23 protein-coding genes are annotated in these 23,513 nt (G+C 65.0%); 13 read left to right on the top strand and 10 right to left on the bottom strand.

Translation table 11 applies throughout. From position 1 onward, the window contains the following. Positions 1 to 37: 37 nt before the first annotated feature. The 5 genes from TQ38_RS24985 to TQ38_RS24965 all read right to left on the bottom strand — a co-directional run bounded on the left by TQ38_RS24985 (position 38) and on the right by TQ38_RS24965 (position 4,785). Entirely contained in the window at positions 38 to 1,189 is a 1,152-nt protein-coding gene (locus TQ38_RS24985; protein WP_043970435.1) for a glycosyltransferase, read from the bottom strand. Between the two features lie 7 nt (positions 1,190 to 1,196). Continuing rightward, positions 1,197 to 1,721 carry a DUF2141 domain-containing protein gene (locus tag TQ38_RS24980; protein WP_205316150.1) on the bottom strand — a complete coding sequence of 175 codons (525 nt, stop codon included), beginning with the start codon at positions 1,719 to 1,721 and terminating at the stop codon, positions 1,197 to 1,199. Further along, complete coding sequence (locus TQ38_RS24975) at positions 1,718 to 2,650, bottom strand: hypothetical protein (protein WP_043970433.1); 933 nt, start codon at positions 2,648 to 2,650, stop codon at positions 1,718 to 1,720. Before TQ38_RS24975 ends, TQ38_RS24980 begins: the two co-directional genes overlap by 4 nt. Positions 2,651 to 2,670: 20 nt before the next feature. Continuing rightward, positions 2,671 to 3,873, bottom strand: coding sequence for a glycosyltransferase (locus tag TQ38_RS24970; RefSeq protein WP_043970431.1), 1,203 nt, complete (start codon positions 3,871 to 3,873; stop codon positions 2,671 to 2,673). 171 nt (positions 3,874 to 4,044) lie between these two features. Next, positions 4,045 to 4,785: a DUF2334 domain-containing protein gene (locus TQ38_RS24965; protein ID WP_043970430.1), complete on the bottom strand. Its 741-nt coding sequence runs from the start codon at positions 4,783 to 4,785 to the stop codon at positions 4,045 to 4,047. A 189-nt stretch (positions 4,786 to 4,974) separates the two neighbouring features. Between TQ38_RS24965 and TQ38_RS24960 the strand changes: the two genes are divergently transcribed. The 4 genes from TQ38_RS24960 to TQ38_RS24945 all read left to right on the top strand — a co-directional run bounded on the left by TQ38_RS24960 (position 4,975) and on the right by TQ38_RS24945 (position 9,910). Continuing rightward, on the top strand, positions 4,975 to 7,293 hold the full coding sequence (locus TQ38_RS24960; protein ID WP_043970429.1) for a TonB-dependent receptor domain-containing protein: 2,319 nt from the start codon (positions 4,975 to 4,977) through the stop codon (positions 7,291 to 7,293). A 328-nt stretch (positions 7,294 to 7,621) separates the two neighbouring features. After that, on the top strand, positions 7,622 to 8,596 hold the full coding sequence (locus tag TQ38_RS24955) for a DUF6607 family protein (RefSeq protein WP_043970427.1): 975 nt from the start codon (positions 7,622 to 7,624) through the stop codon (positions 8,594 to 8,596). A 19-nt stretch (positions 8,597 to 8,615) separates the two neighbouring features. Further along, the gene (locus tag TQ38_RS24950) at positions 8,616 to 9,059 is read left to right on the top strand and encodes a hypothetical protein (protein WP_043970424.1); all 444 of its coding nucleotides are present in this window, start codon (positions 8,616 to 8,618) and stop codon (positions 9,057 to 9,059) included. Between the two features lie 5 nt (positions 9,060 to 9,064). Then, positions 9,065 to 9,910 (top strand): ferredoxin--NADP reductase, encoded by an 846-nt coding sequence (locus TQ38_RS24945; protein WP_043970421.1) that lies wholly within the window; start codon positions 9,065 to 9,067, stop codon positions 9,908 to 9,910. A 70-nt stretch (positions 9,911 to 9,980) separates the two neighbouring features. Here TQ38_RS24945 and TQ38_RS24940 read toward each other — a convergent pair whose 3' ends face one another. Further along, complete coding sequence (locus TQ38_RS24940; RefSeq protein WP_043970419.1) at positions 9,981 to 10,577, bottom strand: cysteine hydrolase family protein; 597 nt, start codon at positions 10,575 to 10,577, stop codon at positions 9,981 to 9,983. 83 nt (positions 10,578 to 10,660) lie between these two features. Here TQ38_RS24940 and TQ38_RS24935 point away from each other — a divergent pair, with 83 nt between their 5' ends. The 8 genes from TQ38_RS24935 (at position 10,661) to TQ38_RS24900 (ending at position 17,864) form a co-directional block, all read left to right on the top strand. Beyond that, positions 10,661 to 11,386: an NUDIX domain-containing protein gene (locus TQ38_RS24935; RefSeq protein ID WP_043970417.1), complete on the top strand. Its 726-nt coding sequence runs from the start codon at positions 10,661 to 10,663 to the stop codon at positions 11,384 to 11,386. Positions 11,387 to 11,403: 17 nt separating this feature from the next. Continuing rightward, a complete protein-coding gene (locus tag TQ38_RS24930) occupies positions 11,404 to 12,387 on the top strand; it encodes an SPFH domain-containing protein (protein ID WP_043970415.1) in 984 nt (327 codons plus the stop codon). An 11-nt stretch (positions 12,388 to 12,398) separates the two neighbouring features. Beyond that, the gene (locus tag TQ38_RS24925) at positions 12,399 to 13,322 is read left to right on the top strand and encodes a hypothetical protein (protein ID WP_240198094.1); all 924 of its coding nucleotides are present in this window, start codon (positions 12,399 to 12,401) and stop codon (positions 13,320 to 13,322) included. Positions 13,323 to 13,332: 10 nt separating this feature from the next. Continuing rightward, the gene (pncB, locus tag TQ38_RS24920; RefSeq protein WP_043970413.1) at positions 13,333 to 14,637 is read left to right on the top strand and encodes a nicotinate phosphoribosyltransferase; all 1,305 of its coding nucleotides are present in this window, start codon (positions 13,333 to 13,335) and stop codon (positions 14,635 to 14,637) included. 489 nt (positions 14,638 to 15,126) lie between these two features. Next, positions 15,127 to 15,306: a hypothetical protein gene (locus TQ38_RS24915; RefSeq protein WP_043970411.1), complete on the top strand. Its 180-nt coding sequence runs from the start codon at positions 15,127 to 15,129 to the stop codon at positions 15,304 to 15,306. Positions 15,307 to 15,371: 65 nt separating this feature from the next. Then, complete coding sequence (locus tag TQ38_RS24910) at positions 15,372 to 15,782, top strand: PDZ domain-containing protein (RefSeq protein WP_162792370.1); 411 nt, start codon at positions 15,372 to 15,374, stop codon at positions 15,780 to 15,782. Positions 15,783 to 15,784: 2 nt separating this feature from the next. Continuing rightward, positions 15,785 to 16,471, top strand: a complete 687-nt coding sequence (locus TQ38_RS24905; RefSeq protein WP_043970409.1) for a response regulator transcription factor — start codon at positions 15,785 to 15,787, stop codon at positions 16,469 to 16,471. Between the two features lie 16 nt (positions 16,472 to 16,487). Beyond that, on the top strand, positions 16,488 to 17,864 hold the full coding sequence (locus tag TQ38_RS24900; protein WP_370059814.1) for a sensor histidine kinase: 1,377 nt from the start codon (positions 16,488 to 16,490) through the stop codon (positions 17,862 to 17,864). Here the strand turns inward: TQ38_RS24900 and TQ38_RS24895 are convergent. Then, positions 17,842 to 18,192: a hypothetical protein gene (locus tag TQ38_RS24895; protein ID WP_052505521.1), complete on the bottom strand. Its 351-nt coding sequence runs from the start codon at positions 18,190 to 18,192 to the stop codon at positions 17,842 to 17,844. The two genes, TQ38_RS24900 and TQ38_RS24895, sit on opposite strands and share 23 nt — an antisense overlap. A gap of 149 nt (positions 18,193 to 18,341) precedes the next feature. Here TQ38_RS24895 and cls point away from each other — a divergent pair, with 149 nt between their 5' ends. After that, positions 18,342 to 19,742 carry a cardiolipin synthase gene (gene cls / locus TQ38_RS24890; protein WP_113942045.1) on the top strand — a complete coding sequence of 467 codons (1,401 nt, stop codon included), beginning with the start codon at positions 18,342 to 18,344 and terminating at the stop codon, positions 19,740 to 19,742. A gap of 64 nt (positions 19,743 to 19,806) precedes the next feature. Here the strand turns inward: cls and TQ38_RS24885 are convergent, their stop codons facing one another. The 3 genes from TQ38_RS24885 to TQ38_RS24875 form a co-directional block, all read right to left on the bottom strand. Next, complete coding sequence (locus tag TQ38_RS24885) at positions 19,807 to 22,155, bottom strand: membrane-bound PQQ-dependent dehydrogenase, glucose/quinate/shikimate family (RefSeq protein WP_043970407.1); 2,349 nt, start codon at positions 22,153 to 22,155, stop codon at positions 19,807 to 19,809. 107 nt (positions 22,156 to 22,262) lie between these two features. Continuing rightward, the gene (locus TQ38_RS24880; RefSeq protein ID WP_043970403.1) at positions 22,263 to 22,502 is read right to left on the bottom strand and encodes a biotin/lipoyl-containing protein; all 240 of its coding nucleotides are present in this window, start codon (positions 22,500 to 22,502) and stop codon (positions 22,263 to 22,265) included. Between the two features lie 12 nt (positions 22,503 to 22,514). After that, a complete protein-coding gene (locus tag TQ38_RS24875; RefSeq protein WP_043970402.1) occupies positions 22,515 to 23,513 on the bottom strand; it encodes an alpha-ketoacid dehydrogenase subunit beta in 999 nt (332 codons plus the stop codon).

The raw sequence follows: 23,513 nt of genomic DNA, 5'->3' as shown, positions 1-23,513 counted from the left end.
GCCGCCAGAGTGCCTTTGCCGGGCACCCTGTCTTGCCTCAGGCCGCTGCGCGCAGACGGACGCGCGTTTGTTCGTAAAGCGCGAAAAGCTCGGCGAAGTGCTGCGTAATCGTGCGCGCTTCCTGCGGCTGCCGACGGGGGCTGCGCAGGACGGTGGCGATGGCCCACGCCGCTGCTGCCGGGTCGCAGGCGGCGTAAGTCATGCCTGCGCCATCGCCCGCGTGATCGGCCGCACCGCCGCCATCGGGAACGATGACCGGGGTGCCGCTCGCGCGCGCTTCGGCGGCGGCCATGCAGTACGTTTCCGCCTCACACCCGTGGATCAGCGCATCGGGGCTGGCGAGGATGCGCGCGAAGGTTTCGCGGTCGCGCTCGGGCTCGAACAGGCGGACGTGCGGATTGCCGGCGATGTGCTTGAGGATCGTGCGGCGCTCGCGCCCCTCGCCGAACATGACCAGGCCGATCGGCGACTGCTGGCCGGCGGCGTTGACCGCATCGATCACCATCGGCCAGCGCTTCTCGGGCGAAAGCCGCCCACAGGCGAGCAGCAGGCTGGCGCTTTCCGGCAGGTCGCAGGCTGCCAGCAACCGTGCGCGCAAGGCAGGATCGCGGTTGAGCGGGGAGAAGCGGCCCGGCTCCACCCCCATCGGCAGCGTCACCGTGCGCGGCACGCCGCCTTCGGCCAACCGGCGCGAAAGGTCGCTGTTGGCGCATACGATATGGTCGAAGCGGCGGCTGTGGCGGCGCAGATGCTCCCAGTAGACCGAAAACTGCCAGTCGATCGTCTTGCGCGAGAAGACCTGCCCGAACCAGCGATAAGCGAAGGCGGAAAGCGGGTCTGCATGCATCACCAGACTACGCGGCGCAGCCCCCGCCCAGTCGGCGACGAGGCCGGCGCTGCGCCAGGGCGACGTCGCTTCGACAAAATCGGGCGCCAGTTCATCGAGGGCACCGTGCAATTGCTCGGCCGAGGCGAAGTAGCCGTACTTGCGGTCCAGCGGAAAGCGCGGGCTTTTCAGCGTGACGATCCGGGCGTTCGGTCCGCGTTCGACCACGCCGTCCTCGTCGCCGGGGGCTAGGATGACGATCTCATGGCCCAGTTGCGGTCCGATGCGCAGCTTCTGTTCCACATACGTGCGCACACCGCCGCCATGCGGAGTGTAAAAAGCGCAGACGTCGACGATCCTCATGAGCCGATCACCTTGCTGCCAGCGGGGCGACACCGAGGCCCCTGCGGTAGTTGAGCACGATCGTAAGCCGGGTCGGCGCACGGCCCGCACTGGCGCTGGCATTGGCAGCGCGCGGCTTGCCGAGGAACAACCGGGGGTTGCCCGCGAAACCGATGCCATCGACCTTCCAGTTGAACTTGCGGTCCTCGTCGCGGTCATGGAGCAGGCTCACTGCATATGTGCTGGGGCCGGGCACCCGCACGCAAATTCGCACCGGACCGCTCGCCGGAACCGGCATTTCCACGCGGCGGAAGGTCTTGCCGGCGCTAATGAGCTGGTTGTCATCGGCGAGGAAGTCGCGGTCGTTGGCCGGGTACACCTCAAGTTTGAGGTTGCCGGTGCGGTCCTTGAGGCCCTCGACCTCGACCGTGAAGGCGGAACCGCTCTCACCGGGGCGGCAGCGCGCTTCGGCCTTGCCGAGATCAGGGGTGGAAGCCACGGTCGCAGCTGCCGCTAGCGGCAGTACGACGCCGAGGGAAACGACGGAAATCATGGGCGCCTCTCCAGGTTAACGAGATCGTGCAGGGCCACCAGCGCACCCAGCACGAGGTGCGCGGCAAGGATCAGGCCCGCCATCAGGGCCATCAGCGTGCCGATATCCCGCTCCTCGCCCAGCACCACGACGGTGATGCCGGCAAAGAGCAGGTCCTTGTTCGGGATAAGCGGCAGGCGCGAAACGAGCAGGCGCAGCGTCGCGAGGTAGAACCACCACGAAAGCGCAACTCCGGGCAGGACAAGATGCCACAGGATCGCCGACAGCAGAGTAGACAGGATGATGCGGGCCAGGTGCATCCGCCCGATCATCCACAGTTCGGGCTTGCGCAAGCTGAACACCCGGCGGCGGAACGCCATCGCCGCTATCGAGATCACCAGGATCACACCCAGCGAAAGCATCAACACCCGCGCGTCGATGCCCAGCGCATGGGTTCCCAGCAACGGCAGGACCAGCGCCAGCAGCACCACGGTGACGACGTTGCCGGTCATCGCGGACAGAATGGCGACGTCCTTGACCGCCCCGAAAGGCGCAGCAGCCAGCGTCACCCGTCGGCGCGCCCAGGTGTAGAAATAAGCCTCGCCAAGGTAGCCGAGCAGAAGCTCGTTATAAACCTTCTTGCGCACCAGCGCGAGGAAGCCCGTCGCCGGTATGCCCCAGAGACGCCGGAAGATCAGCCACTCACTGGCGGGGGTGATGAGATAGGATGCCGCAAAGACCAGCCAGAACGCCGGCGACGAAGGGATCATCGCGGGCAATCTGCGCAGTTCGAGGCTGCTCGTCTCGTGCACCACTGCGGCGATTACCGCGAGCGAAAGCAGGATCGAAAACACCGCATTGCGCCCGCGATTCGACGGACGGTCCTGCGGCGTCAGCTGGATTGCGGGCAGATCGAGACTGCCTGCTGCAACGGTTTGGGACAAGGACATCTCCTGGATGATCCGAACTGTTATGAGCGCCGTAGCGAGCGGCAGGGCGCCAGCGTGCTGAGGGCAAGGCCGCGCCTGCGATCGTGATCGCACCGCCGGGCGACGTCCTGCATGAGTTCGATGTAGCGATGCGCCGCGCCTTCGACCTCATAGATCGAGGCCACGGAGCGAGCGCGCTGGGGGTCGCCGCGCATCTGCCGAAGTTGCACCAGCCCCTGCGCGAAAGTCTCGATGCTGCCGGTGGGAACGATCAGTCCCGTGCGTTCGTGATCGACAAGGCTGGTCATGCTGACACAGCAGTCGGTCGCCAGCACGGGCAGCCCAGCCGCCAGCGCCTCGACGACGACGCCGGGGAGGCCCTCGTAGTCCGAGCTGAGGACCAAGGCATCGGCCTTCTCCAGCAGCGGATCGATGCTGGCAACGTGGCCGGCGAAATGCACCTGCCCGGCAATACCCAGTCCATCGACCAGCGCTTCAAGGCGGGCGCGCTCCGGCCCTTCCCCGGCGATGGTCAGTTGATCGTCCGCCCGCGCCGCGCCTGCGAAGGCGCGCAGCAGCAGGGGATAGTTCTTCTGCGCCACTAGCCGTCCCGCAGCGAGATAGCGCATGCCCCATGCAGAAGGGGCGCGCCGCTCGATCCGGCCCAGCAGGCGCAGGCGCTGGCGGGTCAGCACGGGATTAGCAATGACGCTGACCTGCCGCGCTTCCGCCAGCATGCATTCGCGGATTTCGCGGCGCATCGGTTCGGACAAGGCGACAAGCGAATCGAACACCGCCCCCTGCGTGCGCAGCCAGGTGCCATAGCCGCTGCGGATCGGCTGCGGCATGTCGGGCCGGTGCAGCGCATTGCTGACCTTGAGCATCATCGGCGGCGCATGGCCGCCTAACAGCAGCTTCATCGCAGCGGCGACAACAGCGTAGGTATTACCGGGACAAAACAGTACATCGACCCGGCGCTCGACCAGGAAACTGTAGAGGGTGTGGATCATCCACGGCGTTTCCCAGGATGCAGTCGATAGCCGCGTGGGAACGCTCCAGTAATCGAGCGCCGGCGCGCTGGACAGGCCCGAGCCGCCCGAGCGGCCAAGCACCACCGTCACCTGATGCCCGGCGCTGCGCCACTGCGTCGCCAGCCCCAGCGCGACACGTTCCACGCCGCCCGGTTCCAGGCTGTGGATCGGGATCGCGATCCTGAGTGGTCCATGTCCAAGCGCTTCGTGCATTTCCGTCAGACGCCGCCCCGCCGTCCCTGCCCCCTCCGGCCCGCACAGAGCGGGAGGGGAATGAGTTCGTTACCAGCGGCCCTCTATGGAAGGATGATTTCGGGTTTGTGACGACGATACGGCCGGTCGCCTAACCGACACGCCAGCGCCTTCGAACCGTAATGGGGAGCATCAGACGCGGATCTGCGCATAGCGGGAAGGCTCATGACTACGCGCGAACCGAACCAGCGTGGCATCGATGCTGGCTATCAGCTCGGGCTTGGTGACGTCGCCCGGATGCACCGCGATCCGCACCGTCGGCAGGACCGGCAAGGCCTGCCGCGCCAGCCCTGCAAAAGCGATCGACGACGCCGTGCGCGCTACGCTGCGACTGGCCCAGGTAATCACCGGACCGCGCGCCAGCACCTTGTCGCTGGCAGCGTCCCAGACCCGCCAGTGGTCTTCCGCCAGCGCCAGCCCGGACCGGCGCAGCGCCGCGCGCGCACCAGGACCATAGAGCCAGGCCGGGGCGATGAAGCCCGCCGCCGCGCGGCCCGTCGCGTCCTCGACAAGCGCCCTGCCCTTCTGCATGCGGCGCAGCGCTTCGGCTTCCTCCAGCCCCAGGAACTCTCCCTCCGATGCCGTCATGTGCCGTGCCTTAATACGGGCAAGGCCGCGATGCTCGGCGTAGTCGCGGTGGAACCAGCCGTGGACGAACATCTCCACCCCCGCATCCGCCCACGCCCGCAGCCGCGCCTTGAACGCCGGAGCGCTGGCCAGCGGGTGACGCCCCCAGTGATCGGGGACCACCAGCATCGCAAAGCGCGGGCTGCCCAGCCGCCGTTCAAGCAGCGCGGCAAGCTGTTCCACCTCCCGCTCGAAACCGGGGCCGACATCATGGATCGAGGCAAGAAGGCGCTTGGTTTCGGTCATGGCTATCCCGCGGCTGATCGCGGCGCCCAATGCGCCAAGGCAGTTACAGTCTGAAGACGCTGGTGGTCACCAAGATGTCTGACGACGGTCAAATTAAAGACCCTGAACTGCCTTTAAACTGTCTGCACCACGTCAGAAAACACGCCCAGATGCTGCGTCGCACAAGAACTGGCACAGGGGGCTTCAGCCATGCGCACCACATCGATCCGTAATTTCTGCATTCTCGGCGTCAGCCTCGCCGCGATCGCCGCCGCCACGCCCACTTTCGCCGAAGAGGCGGAAGACGCCGAAGCCGAGGCCATCATCGTCACCGGCCAGCGCACAACCTACAACAACGCCGCCCTCGACGAGAACCTGCTGGACGACAAATCGCCGGTCGCCTCCGCGATCGACCTCATCGGCACCCTGCCCGGCGTACAGGTGAATGAGGGCGACGCTTTCGGCTTCGACGACTGGTCGACCACTTATTCGATCCGCGGCTACCAGACCAACCTCGACACGCAGCAGGTCGGCCTGACCATCGACGGACTGCCGAACGGCGGCTCGGGCTACGGCGGCGGCTCGAAGGCCGGCCGCTTCGTAGACACCATGAACATCGGCACGGTCGAGGTCTTCCAAGGCACCGCCGATATCGCGTCGCGCTCGAACGAAGCGCTGGGCGGCACCATCAATTTCGTCACCTCGGACCCGAAGGACGAATTCAACGTGCGCCTCTCCGGCTCGGTCGGCGACTTTGACGCAAGCCGCTATTACGGCCGCGTCGACACCGGCCTGATCGGCGGCGTCGCCAAGGCGTGGATTTCCTATTCGCACCAGCAGGCCACCGACTGGATGGAAGGCTCGGCTAACAATCGCCGCGACAACTTCGCGGGCAAGTTCATCGTCGACACGCCCGTCAAGCTGACCGGCTATGTCAGCTACGACGAGGCGTTCGAAAGCAACTACGACCAGATGTACTCGGAGGCGCAGTTCGCCGCCAATCCCAATTCCGACGGCCTCGTCGGAGTGTGGACCGGCGTACCTGCGGCCGACCAGCAGTATCGCCAGGTCTGGAACACCAAGCGCAAGAACTTCTTCGCCTACCTGAAGGGCGAGACCACGATTGCCGATGCGGTCGATCTCAAAGCCTCGGTCTACTACCATGACATGGCCGGCCGCGGTGACTGGGCGCCGCCCTACATCGTCGACGTGATCCAGGACGGAACTGGCCCGCAGAGCGAGATTTCCGGTGGCTCGGTCAAGGGCACGCCCGCATGGTGGGCCGGCCTGCCCGCAGGCTCGGGCACGCCGGTCTATTATGCCACCAATGCCTCCGGCGCTGCGGTCGATCCGACCACGGCCGCCAGCTTCCTGTGGCAGCAGTCCTACCGCCACACCCATTACCGCAAGGACCGCCTCGGCGGCACCGCCGACGCGGCATGGAACGCGCAGTTCGGCATGGTCGAGAACACCCTGCGCGGCGGCTTGTGGTACGAAGACACCAATCGCCGCGAATGGCGCGACTGGCACCACCTCACCGACACCCGCGTCGGCCCTGCCTATGACGCCGCACCGTACTGGACCCAGTACGATCGCAAGTATCCGCAGACCACCTTCAAGTGGTACGTCGAGGAACAAGTCCAGGTCGGCCCGGTCACGGCCAATGTCGGCGCCAAGCAGTTCATCAACCACATCGACCGCGAGGACCTGTTCGGCGAAACCCCGAACCTGAAGACCAAGTCGAAGTCTAAGGTCCTGTGGTCCGGCGGCGTCAAGGTCGAACCGCTCGATGGCCTCGACGTGTTCGGCGGCTATTCGGAAAACTTTAAGGCGCTGAGCGATACCCTGCTCGAATACAGTGCCGACGCCATCGAGAACATCGAGCCCGAAACCGCCGAAAACTGGGAAGCGGGCGTGCGTTACGCCAGCCCGATCTTCAATGCCTCGGCGACATGGTTCAAGAGCAAGTTCTCCAATCAGGTGATCTTCGTGCCGTCCTCGACCTCGGCCGGCCCGGATTATCTGAGCGAAGGCGACGGCCGGTTTTTCAATGCCGGCGGCATCGACTCCGAAGGCTTCGAACTGCTTGCCAACGTGCGGCCGGTGGCCGGTGTCAGCCTCTACGGTGCCTATACTCACATCGACGCCACCTATCGCGGCACGGGCAGCACCGAACTTGATGCCGAGCAAGGCGTAACCGCCGGCAACCGCGTCGCAGGCATTCCCAAGGACATGTGGGTGCTCTCGGGGACCTACACCTACGGACCGGTCAAGCTGGGCCTGACCGGCAAGTACACCGGAAACCGTTTCGTCAATGCTAACAACAGCTGGACGGCCAAGAACAACTTCCTCACTGACCTCTCGGTCGCAGTGAAGGGCCAGGCGCTGAGCGACCGCTTCAAGGCATTGGAGTTCTCGCTCAACATCACCAACCTTACCGACGAGAGCTACCTCGGCGGTATCTCGGGCAACTACGCCTGGATCGGCACCCCGCGTACGATGATCTTCAGCGCCACCGCCGACTTCTGATCGGCGTCTGACCTGCGGCAGACAAGACGGGCCGGTGCAGCGATGCACCGGCCCGTACCTTTTCGGGCTGCGCCGACGTCCCGGGCACGACCCAACAAGACTTGACGGGCCGCACCTCGACGGGCAGAGATGCTGTATGTGCAATTGCCTCGCAATAGCGCTTCCAGCATCAACCGGGACTGCGATTCTTTTTGAAGATATCTTTGCCGAATATCGTCCGCCTCCGGGTTTTCGGCACGGCCGAGCGGCGGACGCAGCAGCGGCGCGGACGGCCAGGAAATCGCTTCGAACGTCGGGTGCGACTGACACCACAGGAAAATACATACTGATGAACCGCATCACGACTTTTCTAGCAACCGGCCTCCTCTCGATCGCACTGGCCACCAGCCCGGCCATGGCCCATCCGCCGATCAGCGCCGACAAGGCCGCCGCCGGTTTCGAGCAGGACCACGCCGACATCCTCGCCATGGCAGGCACCTTCAAGGTGCGCTTCGACATGCAGGAATCGACCCCTTGGGTCGCCGGCTATACCCCTCTGGAACGCAAGATTTCCGGCGGTGACGAAGTGGTCCGGGTGGTCGAGGATACCGGGCGCAAGATCGTGCTCCAGCACATGCTGGTGGTGGAGCATGAAGGCCAGACCATGGTCATCAAGCACTGGCGCCAGGACTGGGAATACGAGCCCGCCCGCGTCCTCGTCTATGCCGACCGCAACACCTGGAAGTGGGAAGACGTCCCCGAGAAATTCCGGATCGGCCGCTGGTCGCAGACGGTCTTCCAGGTCGACGATTCCCCGCGTTACGGAGGCTGGGGCCAGTTCGAAACGCAGGGCGGCGTGCGCCGCTGGCGTTCCAACTGGACCTGGCGCCCGCTGGCCCGCCGTGATGCCGTGCGCAATCCGGTCTATGACCGCTACCTCTCCATCAACCGCCACCAGAACACGCCCGACGGATGGATTCACTGGCAGGACAACACCAAGATGGGTGTGAAGGACGGCAAGCTCGTCCCCATCGTTCAGGAATACCTGCTCAACACCTACACCCGCTTTGACGGCTACAACGTCAAGGCGGCCGACGATTACTGGGCTGCAACCAGGGACTACTGGGCCCAGGTTCGCGCCGAATGGGCCCGCGTTGCCGAGGTGAACGGCGGCATCGCCGTCGACGAAAAGGCCGATACCGGCACCGTCATCAGCGGGCGCCTCATGGAACTCGCCGACCATATCCAGGCAGGCAAGATCAAGACCGCCAAGGCAGCGGTCGAAGCCCGCAAGCTGATCGCCGCCAACACCCGCAAGATCTAGGTTCAGGAGCGCCCGCCCCATGTACGATTTCATCGACCGCCCCGTCACCGAACTCGACAACGACGGGCGCTTCCTGCTCTGGGCCATGCGCGGCTGGGTCCATTGTGCCGCCAAGGGCAACTGCCCCGCGCAGTCGCTGGGCCGCGCTTTTGCAGGGTTCAACGCCCAGGCCGTGCTGCCTGACTTCCATATCGTCATGTCGCTGCTCAGCCGCCGCGCCAGCGAACGTGTCATGCTGGCACCGATGGGGTGCTGCCGGATTGCCGAACATGAGGCCATGTTGCTTGCGCTTTGGCGCGATGTCGGTATAGGGCGCCGCGAGAACGTGCGTGCGACTCTGTCGCACGTCGTGCCGGCGGACACGGTGGCCGCGGTCGCGCAGGCAATGTCCCGTGCCAGTGCCGCGATGACCATCGCCGGCTTCGGCATATCCCTGATTAACCCGCAGAATATCGAGGACTGAAGTTGATGAGCGATCATAAGGCCGAGGCGGCTACCCTGGCTTCCACCACGCTGGAGCCGATTGTCCTTGAGCCTACTGCCGCCCTGACCGTGGAAGAGGTCCTGTCGGTCCATCACTGGAACGACCACCTCTTCAGCTTCAAGATCACGCGGCCTGCCTCGTTCCGCTTCCGCTCGGGCGAGTTCATCATGATCGGTCTTCAGGGCGACAACGGCAAGCCGCTGCTGCGTGCCTATTCGATCGCCAGCCCCTCGTGGGCAGAGGAAATCGAGTTCCTCTCGATCAAGGTCGAGGACGGCCCGCTGACCTCGAAGCTGCAGAAGATCCAGCCGGGCGATCACATCTATCTTGGCCGCAAGCCGGTCGGAACGCTGGTGACTGACGCGCTTTCGCCGGGCAAGCGCCTGTTCCTGTTCGGTTCGGGCACCGGCCTTGCCCCGTTCCTCTCGCTGATCCGTGACCCGGACGTCTATGAGGCGTTCGAGCAGGTTATCGTGGTCCACTCGGTACGCACCGTCGCCGACCTGGCCTTCCGCGAAGAGCTGGAAAGCCAGCTTGCCGGCGACCCGCTGGTCGAGGACCAGGCGCTGCTCCAGCTGACCTACGTGCCCACCGTCACGCGTGAGGAATTCCACACGACCGGCCGCATCAACACGCTGATCGACAACGGCCGCCTGTTCGAGGGTCTCAAGGGCGAAGCGCGCCTCGTGCCCGAAAGCGACCGCGTGATGCTCTGCGGTTCGATGGCCATGAACAAGGACATCGCCGCGATGCTCGAGGGCCTCGGCTTCGTGGAAGGTTCCAACAACAAGCCTGCCGACTTCGTGATCGAGCGCGCTTTCGTCGGCTGACGATCCCGCCGACTGAATGCAATACGGGCCCCGGCGCGACATCGTGCCGGGGCCCGCTGCGTTTTGAGAGTCAGGCCGCCGTCACCTGCAAACGGGCTCCGGCGAAGTCCTGCGCCGCCACCGTTTCGATCTGCCGCTCGATCCCGCGGGTCAACGCCGCCGGTACTGTAACCGCGAAACCGCGTGCGATCAGGCCATCGATCGCCCAGCGCACGCAGTAGTCCGCCGCGACGCCGATCACCGTGAACTCGTCCACGCCGCTTGCCTTCAGGTCTGCGAAAAACGATTCGCGGGGTATCGGCGCTACCTGAAGACCGCGCGCGTCCTCGATTTCCAGCCCCGGCTCCGCCCACATATCGAACACGCCCTTTTCGATCCGCCATACCGGGATCGCAGGGTCGATCAGGGCGGCATCCAGCAGGTTCGCCCAGCCATCGCTGCCGCGCACGCAGTGAATCGGAAACGCTTCAGCCTCGATCGAGCCGGCGTAGATTTCCGGTTCGTGCGTGTCGAACGTGAACAGGACACCAGCCGTATCGCGCGGATCGAGCGCCGCAAGCCAGGCGTTCATAGGCTCCACCAGCCCTTCAGCACCGGCAACGCCCAGTGCACCCTGCGCCGTCATGAAGTCTTTCTGCGTATCCACTGCGATCACGAAGCGCGCCATCGAAACCTCCTCAATTGCCTGCCTCTTGACATATATCCGAATCAAACATAAGTAACGCGCATCTTGCATATAAGGCTTATTCGATGACAGAATCGGAGTTCCTCGAAGGGTATGACCCTGCCGCCTATGAAAGGCCATCGGTAACTGTCGATCTGGTCCTCATGGGGCTGCGCGGCGGCCGCCCGGCGGTGCTGCTTCAGGAACGGCGCGATCCTCCCTTCGAGGGGCGCTGGGCGCTGCCGGGCAGCTTCGTGGGTATAGACGAGGCTCTGGACAGCGCCGCGGAGCGGACACTTCACGAAAAGGCGCGGCTTGAGAAAGCCCATCTGGAACAGCTCTACACATTCGGCGCGGTGGACCGCGATCCCAGGATGCGGGTCATAACCGTCGCATGGCTGGCCTTGCTGAACGAGCAGGACTTTGCCGCCGCGCTGGCGGCGAATCCGGCCCTTATGCCCGCCGCCATCGACGTTCCCTGGCCCGGAGACGCAGGTGGTCCGATCGCCGTAGCGACGCCCGGCGGCACGCAGATCGATCTGGCGTTCGACCATGCCGGCATCCTTGCCCTTGCCGTGCAGCGGCTGCGCGGCAAGCTGGACTATTCCGAGGTCGGCTTCGCGCTGCTGCCTGAACTGTTCACTCTGCGCCAGCTTCAGGACGTGCACGAAGCGATCCTGGGCACCGTGCTCAACAAACCCGCTTTCCGGCGGCGGATGCAGGACCGGGGCTGGCTCGCCGCGACCGGCACGCGGGAGGAAGGTACTTCCTACCGCCCCGCCGAACTCTTTCGTTTCCAAAGACCGCTCTGACCCCAAAGGAGGACATCATGGCCACGATCCGCAACTTCGGCTTTCTCGCCCAGCTCAGGAGCGAAGCCAGCAACCACGTCATCCGCTACCGCGGCGGTCGTCCCCGGCAGAGCGGGCGCGGGCTGGTCTTCTGGTTCAGGCCAGAAACCGCCAGCATCGCCGAAATCCCCATGGACGACCGCGAAATGACGCTGTTCGTCAAAGGCCGCAGCCAGGATTTCCAGACGATCTCGATCCAGGGCACCATCGGCTGGCATGTCATTGATCCCGAACGGCTGGCAGAGCGGATCGATTTCAGCATCGCGCTGAACACGGGCCGCCCGCAAGGGGAGCCCGTGGACAAGATCGAAGCGCGCATCACCGGCATCGCCAACCAGGCCGTGCTGCAATATCTGGCGCAGATGCCGGTGCGTGCACTGCTCGATGCCGGACCGGAACCCCTGCGCCGACAAGTCGCCGCGGCACTGGCGGGCGATGCCGCACTGGCGGACATCGGGGTCGCGGCGGTCGCCGTGCGGCTGACCAATCTGGCGCCCAGCAGCGAGTTGGAACGCGCCCTGCAGACCCCCACGTTCGAGGCACTGCAGCAGAAGGCAGACGAAGCCACCTTCGAACGCCGCGCGCTTGCGGTGGAAAAGGAGCGCGCCATCGCCGAGAACGAGCTGGTCACCCGCACCGAACTCGCCCGGCAGGAAAAGCTGCTGATCGCCGAGGAAGCCGGCAACGCCCGCAACCGCGCCGCCGGTGTCGCCGAAGCCAGCGAGGTGGAGGCGGCAGCGGAAGCCAACCGCATCCGCACGGTGGAAGGCGCGCGCGCCGACGCCGAGAAGCAGCGCATCGCCGTCTACCGCGACCTGCCGCCCGCGATCCTGCTCGGCCTTGCCGCACAGCAACTGGCGGGCAAGCTGGAGACGATCGAGCACGTCAACATCACCCCCGATCTCCTGGCCACACTGCTGGGCGAGTTCCGCAAGGCGCCCGCCGCGATCGAGGCCCGCTGAAGGACACCGTCATGCCTGCCCCGATGTCCTCCTCTTCCCCCGTTTCGACGATCGCGCCGCGCGCCGTCTTCGTCACGCGGGAGACCGACTACGAACTGCTGATCGCGCGCCATGCAACGCGCGATCAGGCCCGCTTCTTCCTGGGGACGCGGGGCCAGCGGATCGAGGACGTGGAAGCCCGCCACCACCGTTTCCACGCCGCGCTTGCCTCGGCACGCGGCGCCGTCCCCGGGCATTGGCGGCAGGCACTGGTCAAGCGCGCCGACCTTGACCGCTTCCTGTTCGCGCGCGACGATGTCGTTGTCCCCGTGGGGCAGGACGGTCTGGTCGCCAATGTCGCCAAGTACCTTGACGGCCAGCCCGTGATCGGGGTGAACCCCGCGCCCGATCTTCATGACGGCGTGCTGGTGCGCATCGCGGTGGACAAACTCACCCGGCTCTTGCCGGCCAGCGCCGCCCGCGATGCTGCGATAGAGCGGCGAACCATGGTGCAGGCCACACTTGACGGCGGCGAGACGCTGACTGCGCTCAACGAGATATTCGTCGGCCACCGCAGCCACCAGTCGGCTCGATACTGTATCGAGGCAGACGGCATGAGCGAGGACCATAGTTCCTCGGGCCTGATCGTCGCATCGGGAACGGGCGCCACCGGATGGGCGCGCTCCATCGCGCAGGCCACGCATATCGACCAGCCTCTGGGGCTTGAGGAACGCGCGGTCGGCTACTGGGTGCGAGAACCCTTCCCCAGCATCGTCACTGCTACGCAGATGCGCGCGGGCAAGATCACCGACGTACCGCTCCTCATCACTTCGCGGATGAACGATGGCGGCGTGATCTTCTCGGACGGCATCGAGCAGGATTTCATCGCTTTCGACTGGGGGCGCCGGGTACACGTTTCGCCCGCGCCCCGTTGCCTCCATCTCGTCATCGGGTAAGGATCGTTCCATGGCCGTCACAGATCTCGCAACCCGCACTTACGATCACAATTTTCGGCTCGATCCGATCGTGCGCAGTCTTCTCGATACGGACTTCTACAAGCTACTGATGCTGCAGATGATCCGCCATATCCATTCGGACGTGGAGGCGACCTTCTCGCTCATCAACCGCACCACCTCGGTGCGACTGGCCGAAGTGATCGACGAGGCGGAACTGCGCGCGCAGCTGGATCATGCCCGCTCCGTGCGGTTTTCGAAGAAGGAACTGATCTGGCTTGCCGGCAACAGCTTCTACGGCAAGCAGCAGATGTTCGCGCCCGATTTCATCGCCTGGCTGGCCGAGTTCCGCCTGCCGGCCTATGACCTGCGCAAGGTCGACGGGCAGTACGAACTTCGCTTCGAAGGCCCCTGGACCCACACGACCATGTGGGAAATCCCGGCGCTGGCGATCATCAACGAACTGCGCTCGCGCGCGGCGATGCGCGACCGGGGCAAGTTCGCGCTCGACGTGCTCTACGCCCGGGCCAAGACCAAGCTGTGGGACAAGGTCGAGCGGCTGCGCGAGCTGCCGGACCTGGTTATTTCGGACTTCGGCACGCGGCGGCGCCACGGCTTCCTGTGGCAGCGCTGGTGTGTGGATGCTCTGAAGGAAGGGCTCGGCAACCGCTTCATCGGCACCTCCAATGTGCTGCTGGCGATGGACGCAGACCTTGAGGCGATCGGCACCAATGCGCACGAACTGCCAATGGTCGCCGCCGCCCTCGCCGAAAGCGACGAGGCCCTTCTCAACGCACCATACCAGGTGCTTGAGGACTGGCAGGCCCACTACAACGGCAACCTTCTGATCGCCCTGCCCGACGCCTTCGGTACCACCGCCTTCCTCAAGAACGCCCCCGACTGGCTGGCTAACTGGACAGGCCTCCGCCCCGACAGCGCCCCGCCGATAGAAGCGGGCGAACAGATCATTCGCTGGTGGCAGGAACGCGGCGTCGACCCCGCCAAGCGGCTCCTGATTTTCTCCGACGGCATGGACATCGACACCATCGAGCAGACCTACCGCCACTTCCATGGCCGCGTGCGCATGAGCTTTGGCTGGGGCACCAACCTCACCAACGATTTTCGCGGTTGCGACCCGGATGGCGTTACCGGGCTCGAACCGATCTCGCTCGTCTGCAAGGTGACGAGCGCCAATGGCCGCCCCGCCGTAAAGCTCTCGGACAACCCGTCCAAGGCAACCGGCCTGCCTGAGGAAGTCGCACGCTATCGCCGTATCTTCGGCACGGCCGGCCACGTCGCCGCGCCCGTCTTAGTCTGAGCGGGACGCACGTAAACAGGGATGAACCCGCTGACTTGCCGGCCGCGATCGGGCCATGCACGGCAACCGGCAATTCACGGCCGGGAACCGGAGTGGCAACGCCACTAGACGCTGTTCCGGTCAAAGCCGCCATTGCGCCCGCCGCTTGACCGAGCAACGTTGCCCGCGTGGCCGTTTCTTTCCGACTTCACGACGAAGACGCAGACAATAGCGGTCACCATCTCCCAGCGGCGTGTGGCCGGATGAATTGCGCGCCATATTCTGAAATCCACCTCCCATGACCAATCCTTCATGTCCGGGCGGCAAGATCGTACCGAACAATTTATCGTTATTTCAATTTGATAGTACAGCTCTCAAGACGCCGGATGGCTGGAACATGACGAAACCGTAAATTGCATCGGCACGCAAATCGGGCGAATTTCGTAACTGCGATCAGCGGGTGCCAGCTTCGGCGATCCCCTGACCCGCAAGCGAAAAGGAACCGAAGTCATGCATAGCAAGTCGCTCCTGCTCCTCGCCGGCCTCGCACTGGCCGGTGCCACCACCGCCAATGCGGCAACGCCCGCAAAGGCCCCGTCCGCCCAAAGCCATCACACGAAAAAGGCGGCCCACCATGCGGCAAAGCCTACGACGAAAATGGCCGTCAAGAAGACCAGCAAGCCAGGCTGATCCCGCCCCTGCCTGTGGAGGCGCCGAAGGGGGCCTCCACAGCCGCTCTCGCGATGGATGAAGCGATGCGCGAGTATGCCGGCCCCTCCCCGATGCAGCGCCGGCTTGTCCGGCTGGCGCCGTTGCTGCTGCTGCTCGTACCCGCCGGAACGATGCTGCTTTCGGTTTCCCACACCGGACGCATGTGGTTCGCCTCGCTTGCGGGCCGGCCCGAAGCGCGCTCGCTCCTGCCCGGCATGACCATCGAGCCTGCCCCGTGGGAGCCGGGCCAACTGGTCGTTACCAGCATCCGTTCGGGCAGCGAAGCCCAGCTTCAAGGCATCACCGTCGGGGACAGCGTGCTGGATCTGAACGGCAGGCCCATCTTCACGCTGGATCAGGCGCACCATTATCTGCAACAAGGCACCGTTGTGCGGCTGTCAGTGTCGCATCAGGGCCGGCCGCGCACCATAGTGCTGGACCGGGAAGGAGCATGACGATGAGCCACAAGCTGCTGGTGATCGAGGATGACGATGACACAGCCTCCTTCATCGCCAAGGGCATGGGCGAGGAAGGCTTCACCGTCGACCGCGCCGACAACGGACGCGACGGCCTGTTCCTGGCCACCGACGGCGCCTATGACGCCATCGTGCTGGACCGCATGCTTCCCAAGATGGATGGCATGGCCGTGCTGGCCGCACTGCGTGCTGCTGGCATCGAAACGCCCGTCATCATCCTGAGCGCCCTGAGCACGCCCGACGACCGCGTGGCAGGCCTTACTGCCGGCTCCGACGATTACCTGACCAAGCCTTTCGCCTTCGCCGAACTGCTCGCCCGCGTTCGCCTGCTGCTGCGCAAACGCGGGGCCGGTGCGCCGGTAATAACCAGCTTCGCCTGCGATGATCTTGAAATGGACCTGCTTTCACGCAAGGTCCGCCGAGGCGGCCGGTCGATCGAATTGCAGCCGCGCGAATTTCGCCTGCTCGAATATCTGCTGCGCCATGCCGAACAGGTGGTGACGCGCACGATGCTGCTCGAAGGCGTGTGGGACTATCATTTCGATCCCGGCACCAATGTCATCGACGTGCACGTCAGCCGCCTGCGCCGTAAACTCGACGACGGCGCCGACCGGCCGCTGCTGCACACTGTGCGCGGAGCCGGTTACCGTCTGGGCATTTCGGCCTAAGCCCCTTGCAGGCGGGATGATGCGGGGTTCGGCTCTTTTTCGCTCCACGACGGCGCGCTTCGTCCTGCTGGCATTCGTGCTGCAGTTCCTTGTGACCGGCGGCGTCCTGGTGTTCGTCCAGGAGGCGAGCCAGCGCGCGCTCGCGGCCGAACAGCGCGAAGCCGTGGACGAACTGCGCGATGAGTTGACCGCTGCTTGGCGCGGATCGGGCGATCAAGGCCTGCGCCAGCTTATCCGTGCGCGCCTGGAGATCACCCACGGCGCCGTCGCGGTAATTCTTTACGCCGCGCCCGATGGTACGCCGATCGCCGGCAATCTCGATGCATGGCCCACAGTGATCCCGCCCGGCACCCGCTGGCTCACCATCGACCTCTACCGCGCCGGCAGCGAACGGCCGGAGCGCATGGGCGTCACCGCCGTGCGCTTGCCGGATGGCAAGCGCCTGCTGGCTGGCCACGTCATCGAATCGAGCCTGCGACTGGTCCGCGTGAACGAGGAGGCCGTGCTGGGCGCGCTTGTCGCCGGGCTGGCGCTGACTCTGCTGGGGGCGCTGGTCATCGGCCGCGTACTGTCGAGCCGAATCGAGGCGATCACCCAGACCGCAGGCGCGGTGGGCGACGGCGCGCTGGCAGCGCGCGTGCCCGTGGGCGGCAGCGGCGATGCCTTCGACCGGCTTGGCCTCTCCATCAACGCGATGCTGGAGCGGATCGAGGGGCTGGTCTCGCAACTGCGCATGATAACCGATGGGCTGGCGCATGACCTGCGCTCGCCAGTGACGCGCATGAAAGTGCTGATAGAACGCGCCGCCGCCGAAACACGCGACGACAACGCCCTCGCCGCGCTGGAACGAGTGGCGCAGGAAGCCGACACACTGCTCAGGATGCTCTCCACCGCGCTCCAGATCAGCCGCGCCGAAGCCGGCATCGGCCGCGACCGTTTCAGCGAGATCGACGTCGCCACGCTGCTGGAAGACCTCGTAGAGATCTACGGCCCACTCGCCGAAGACAGCGGCTTCGTGCTCGAAGCCAGTTCCCCGCCGGGCCTGCACGCCACCCTGCACCGCGAATTCATAAGCCAGGCGCTGGGCAATCTGATCGAAAATGCGCTCAAATATGCTCAAGGCGGCGGCAGCATCGCACTTTTCGCGCAGGAAGAAGACGGCCAGATCATCCTGACCGTCGCCGACGATGGCCCCGGCATTCCCCCCGAACGCCGCGCCGAGGCGCTCCGGCGCTTCGGAAGGCTCGATCCGTCCCGCCATCTGGCCGGCTCGGGCCTGGGGCTATCACTGGTTGAAGCCGCCGCGCGTCTCCACGGCGGGGATATCCGGCTGGGAGACAACGCCCCCGGTCTGCGGGTGGACCTGTCGATCAGCGGTTCATTGCATATGTGATCATCAGCGAGACCACTGTCATCAGCGACATCGCGGCGATGAAAGTGATGTCGGCGATCCGCTCCATCACATGAAGCCGCCTGGCCGTGCCCACCCGCAATGCGAAATAGGACGTCAGCGTCGCAACGAGGAACAGCGTTGCGTCCAGAGCCAGCAGATCGTCCGCTATGGTCGAGGTCCGTCCTACGACGATGACCAGTCGCAGGATGCCGATGGCGGTAAGGCACACGCCCGACATCCCTGCCGCGATCGGGCAGATCATTCGGCAGGTCCGCTCGTCGATCGCTGCCGCAGATCGTTGAGGCGTCCGGCTATCGGTGTCCTTCATCCGGTTGCTGTCCTGATGTAGCCGGTTCGTCCAAGCGGCGAATTTGAGCTGGCATGCCTGTCAGCCAGCTGACGGCCGGATTAAACCTCTGTCATGAAGCGCCATCGAGAGGGGCTGGAACGCAGGAATTTCGGGACTAGGATCGCCCAATGATCATCAGCCTTTTCTCGCAATCCAGCGCGTTATATTATGTCTGCGAATGGCTGGTGCGGATCGCCATGCTGCTCATTGTGCCCTCGCGCCGTACACCGGAAGCCACGCGCAGCTGGCTGCTGCTGATATTCTTCCTGCCGATCCCCGGCGTCCTGCTCTACCTCGCCATTGGTCGCCCCCGCTTCCCGGCATGGCGAGCGCAGCGGTTCGAGCAAGCAAAAGCGGCCCTCGCACCTGCGGCGGAACGATTGCAACCCGTTCCCATGCCTTGCGATGCAGCAGTTCTTGCAGCCAGACTTGGCGGACAACCCTCAGTATCCGGCAACGGCGTTGAACTGCTGACCGACTATGACCGCACTATCGACCGGGTGGTCCGGGACATCGACAAGGCTCGCAAACACGTCCGCATCCTGGTCTACATATTCGCTGATGACGCCACCGGCCAGCGGGTCGCAACCGCCCTCGCCCGCGCTGTGCAGCGCGGTGTCATCGTCAATGTTCTGGTCGACCCGGTCGGGTCGCATCGCTGGCTCAAGGGCTCCATTGCGCTTCTTCGCGGCGCCGGCGCGCATGTCCGGGAAGCCCTGCCTTTCCACTGGCTGCGCGGCCGTACCCGGCGCGACATGCGCAATCACCGCAAGCTGTTCCTGATCGACGGAGAGATCGGTTACGCCGGCTCGCAGAATATCGTCGACAAGGATTTCAGGCACGGCGTCGAGAACCGCGAACTGGTCGCCCGCGTAACCGGCCCCGTGGTGGCGGAAATGACGGCCACGTTCCTCACCGACTGGTTTCTGGAAACCGAAACGATGCCCGAAAGCGACATTGCTGTCTCGCATTCCGCAGGCACGGCTGAAGCGCAGCTTCTCCCCAGCGGGGCGAACTATCCGCTTGAGGGTTTCCAGACCCTGCTGACCTGGCAACTGCAACGCGCCGTCCAGCGGGTGATTATCACTTCGCCTTATTTCATCCCCGACGAACCCCTGCTGTGCGCGATGCGCACTGCGGTGATGCGCGGAGTGGAAGTCAATCTTATCGTCTCGGCCGTGGTAGACCAACCGCTGGTGAGCCTTGCCCAGCGATCTTATTACGACGACCTTTTGCGGTCCGGGATAAACGTCCATCTGTTTCGCCAGTACCTGCTCCATGCCAAGAACGTGAGCATCGACGGCAAACTGGGCATCGTCGGATCGAGCAACGTCGACTTGCGCTCGTTCCAACTCAACGAAGAGGTGAGCCTGCTTCTGCACGACCGCGCCAGCGTGGGCGCGCTCGAGGCAATCCAGGCAGATTATATCGCCCACGCCGATCGCCTCTCGCTGGAGAGCTGGCACCGGCGCCCCTTGACCCGCAAGATCGCCGAGAACATCGCCCGGCTGGTAAGCCCCCTGCTGTGAAATCTCCGGCAATTAATTCCAGGCTGCTGAGATATCGCAGCCTGGAAATGGTCGAGCGCCGCCTTTACTTCGTCTTCGGCAATGCGAAAGCGACTACGTAATCGCCCGGCGTCGTACCCATGTACATGTGCCCACCCGCCGCGATCACAACGTACTGGCGCCCGGTCCTTCGCGATATGTAGGTGATCGGTGTCGCCTGTCCGCCCGCAGGCAGGCGGCCGCGCCATAGTTCGCGGCCATTGGTAGTGTCGATGGCGCGCAGGTAGTTGTCGAGCGCCGCACCGATGAAAGTCACGCCGCCTGCGGTGTTGGCCGAACCGCCTAGATTGAACGCGCCCGGCATCGCAATGCCCAGCGGCGCGGTGTCAGCGGTGGTACCGAAGGTGCGGCTCCAGGCGATCTTGCCAGTGGTCAGGTCCACGGCGGCGATGTGGCCCCATGGCGGCGCTTCACAAGGGATGCCCAGAGGCGAAAGCATCGGCAGCAGGCTGACGCCGTAATTGGTTCCCATCTGCGGCAGGTAACCAGGCGCGTGGGAGTCCTTCGCAAGTGCCGGCTTTTCAGTGTCCGAGCCGTGGCGGAACAGGCGTACCTCCTGCGGGATCGCGGCAGAGTTCACGATCATCAGGTTTCGCGCCGGATCGATGCTGACGCTGCCCCAGTTGAGCACGCCGAACGTGCCCGGCCACTGGATCATGCCGCGCTCCGACGGCGGTGTGAAGTTGCCCGCGTAATCGAGCGAGCGGAAGCGGATTCGGCACCACATCTGGTCAAGCGGGGTCGCGCCCCACATCGATGCCTCGGTCAGCAGCGGCGGCGCGAAGGAGGGGAAGCCCTTCACGTAAGGCTGCGTGGGAGAGTAGCGCTCGCCCGGAATTTTGCCACGCGGCACGGCGCGTTCCTCGACGCCGGTGAGCGACTTGCCGGTGCGGCGGTCGAGGATGAATATTTCGCCGCGCTTGGTTGGAGCAGCCAGGGCCGGCACCTTGCGGCCATTCACGCTATAGTCGAACAGCACCGGCTGGGCGGGCATGTCGTAGTCCCAGATGTCGTGATGCACGGTCTGGAAGTGCCAGCGCACCCGGCCCGTCTTCACGTCCAGCGCGACGATGGAACTGGCATAGCGTTCCAGCATGGGATTGCGGTGGGTGCCGACGTGGTCGGGCGTGGCGTTGCCGGTGGGCAGGTAGACGAGGCCTAGCGCAGGGTCGGCGCTGAACACACTCCAGGCGTTGACCGAGCCGCGCGTCCAGCCCTCGCCGGGGCCGGGCATCGGGGCATCATCCGGGCGGCCGCTGTCCCAGGCCCAGAGCAGGCGGCCACTTTTCACGTCATAGGCGCGCACGACGCCTGAGGGATCGTCCTTGGTGAAGTTGTCGCGCACGTAGGAGCCGAGGATCGCGGTGTTGCCGACGATTACGGGCGGGGAGGACGTGTAGGATCGCAGCGGGTCGACATCGCCCAGCCCGGCATCGAGGTTGACGGTGCCCTTCTCGCCGAAGTCGGTGCAGGGTGCGCCGGTGGCGGCATCGCTCGCCAGCATCCGGCCATCGACGGTCATGCTGATGATGCGTTTGGCGCACAGGCCAGACGCGGCGGGGTCTGCGTGGTAGGACACGCCCCGGCAATTGAGCATCTGGGCATTGCCGATTTTCGTGTGCGGATCGCGTAGCCACACCTGCCTGCCACTGTCGGCATCAAGGGCGAAGACTTTGCCGGTGGGGGAGCAGAAGTAGACCTTGTCATCGACCATCAGCGGAGTCGCCATGAACGAGATCGACTTGATTTCGGGGCGCTTGGCGCGGGTGTCGCCGGTTTCGAAGGACCAGACCTGCGCCAGCTTCGCGGCATTGGCCGGAGTGATCTGTGCAGCGGGAGAGTGGCGGGTGCCGGCGGAGTTGGCGCCGTAGGCCGTCCACTCGGCGCTGGCGGGGTTGGCTGCCACCGCGGCGACGGGACCGCGTGAGGGCAGAACATCGAAGGTCGGGTTCATGGCGAATGTCGCGCCCAGCAGCACCGCCGCCACCGCGACCGCCGTGCCAAGCCCGAAGCGTGTCAGGGCGTCGCCAGCCCGGATCATCCGGCGGCGAACCGGCGGGAGCGCCAGAACAGCGCCGATTACGGCGGGTCCCGCGATGCGCGGGAGGAGTTGCCAGAATTGGCCGCCTACTTCCCAAAATGACCATGCCACGGTCCCCGCCAGCAAGGCCGCATAAAGCCACAATCCTCGCCTGTCGCCGCGCCAGAGCAGCACGCCCGATGCGAGGCACGCGAGTCCCGCAATCAGATAATAGGCCGAGCCGCCGAGCATCAGCAGCTTCGCCCCGCCCAGAGCCAGCACCGCGCCGATGGCGAGCAGCACCGCTCCCGCCAGCCAGCGCGGCCAGCCGGAGGCAACCTTCTTGTCGTTCATCCTCGCGTCCTCTCCCGGAACGGGGCCGTGCCATTCGGCACATTGTTTTCGTTTTCGTCATCCCCGCTTTTACGGGGATGACGGAGTTGTTGGTGCCAGCGTTGCCGCTATGTCTCGATCACCGCGATCGCGGTGCGCACGTCCACCGTATCGCCGCTATCGACGAGGATGCGCAGCAGGGTGCCCGAGACCGGCGCGGGAACTTCCACCGTAGTCTTGGCGGCTTCCACCTCGACGAGGTTTTCGCCCTCTTCAACACGCTCACCAACTTCCTTGAGCCAGCGCACAATCTCGCCGTCCTGCATGCCCATGCCGTATTGCGGCAGGACCATCGTGAATTCAGCCATGGTCCGTTCTCCTCAAGCGGGCTGGGGTTGCGGCGCTGGCGCACCGACCAGACGGCGGGCCACATCGATGATCCGTTCGACCGAGGGGTAGAGCGGTTTTTCGATGTGCGGGCTGAACGGCAGATGGGTGTCAGGCGTGGTCACCCGGACCACCGGCGCGCGCAGGGCTTCAAAGGCCTCTTCGGCAATGGTGGCGGCGATCTCGCTGGCGGCGGAGCAGGTCTTGTGCGCGGGGTCGACGCAGATCGCGCGGCCGGTCTTGCGCACCGAGCGCAGGATGATGTCGCGGTCGAGCGGCACCAAGGTGCGCGGGTCGACCACTTCCACCGAGATGCCTTCCGCCTTCAGCTTTTCCGCTGCTTTCAGCGCGATGTTCACTGCGCCCGCGATGGCCACCACGGTCACGTCGGTGCCCTCACGCTTGACCTCGCCCTTGCCGAGCGGGATCACGAAGTCGAGGTCGTCGGGGACTTCGGACTTGACCATCCAGCAGGTCGAATCCTCGAACGACATCACCGGGTCATCGTCGCGGATCGCGGCTTTCAGCAGGCCCTTCATGTCATGCGCATTCGACGGCGCGATGATCTTCAGCCCCGGCATGTTCATGAACATGGAATAGGGCCGGTCGGAGTGCTGCGCGGCATTGGAATTGCCGTAGAACAGACACGACCGGATCACGAGCGGCAGCTGCGCCTGGCCGCCATAGATATAGCGCGACTTGGCGATGATCGAGCAGATCTGGTCCATCGCCGGGAACAGGAACGAGGAAATCGTCGCGTCCACGATGGGCCGCATCCCCACCATCGCCGCACCGCCCGCTGCGCCGATGAAGCCGTTTTCCGAGATCGGCGTGTCACGCACGCGCTCCTCGCCGAAACGTTCGACGAACCCGGTGGTGGTGCCAAAGACGTTGCAGCGAATGTCCTCGCCCATGATGAAGACCTTGGAATCGCGATCCATTTCCTCGGCCTGCGCCTGATAGATGGCTTCCAGGTAGGTGATCTTGGCCAT

The sequence above is a fragment of the Novosphingobium sp. P6W genome (assembly GCF_000876675.2).
Classification (GTDB): Bacteria; Pseudomonadota; Alphaproteobacteria; order Sphingomonadales; family Sphingomonadaceae; genus Novosphingobium.
The sequence above is the reverse complement of the archived record's forward strand: the minus strand, read 5'-3'. Positions and strand labels throughout refer to the sequence as shown.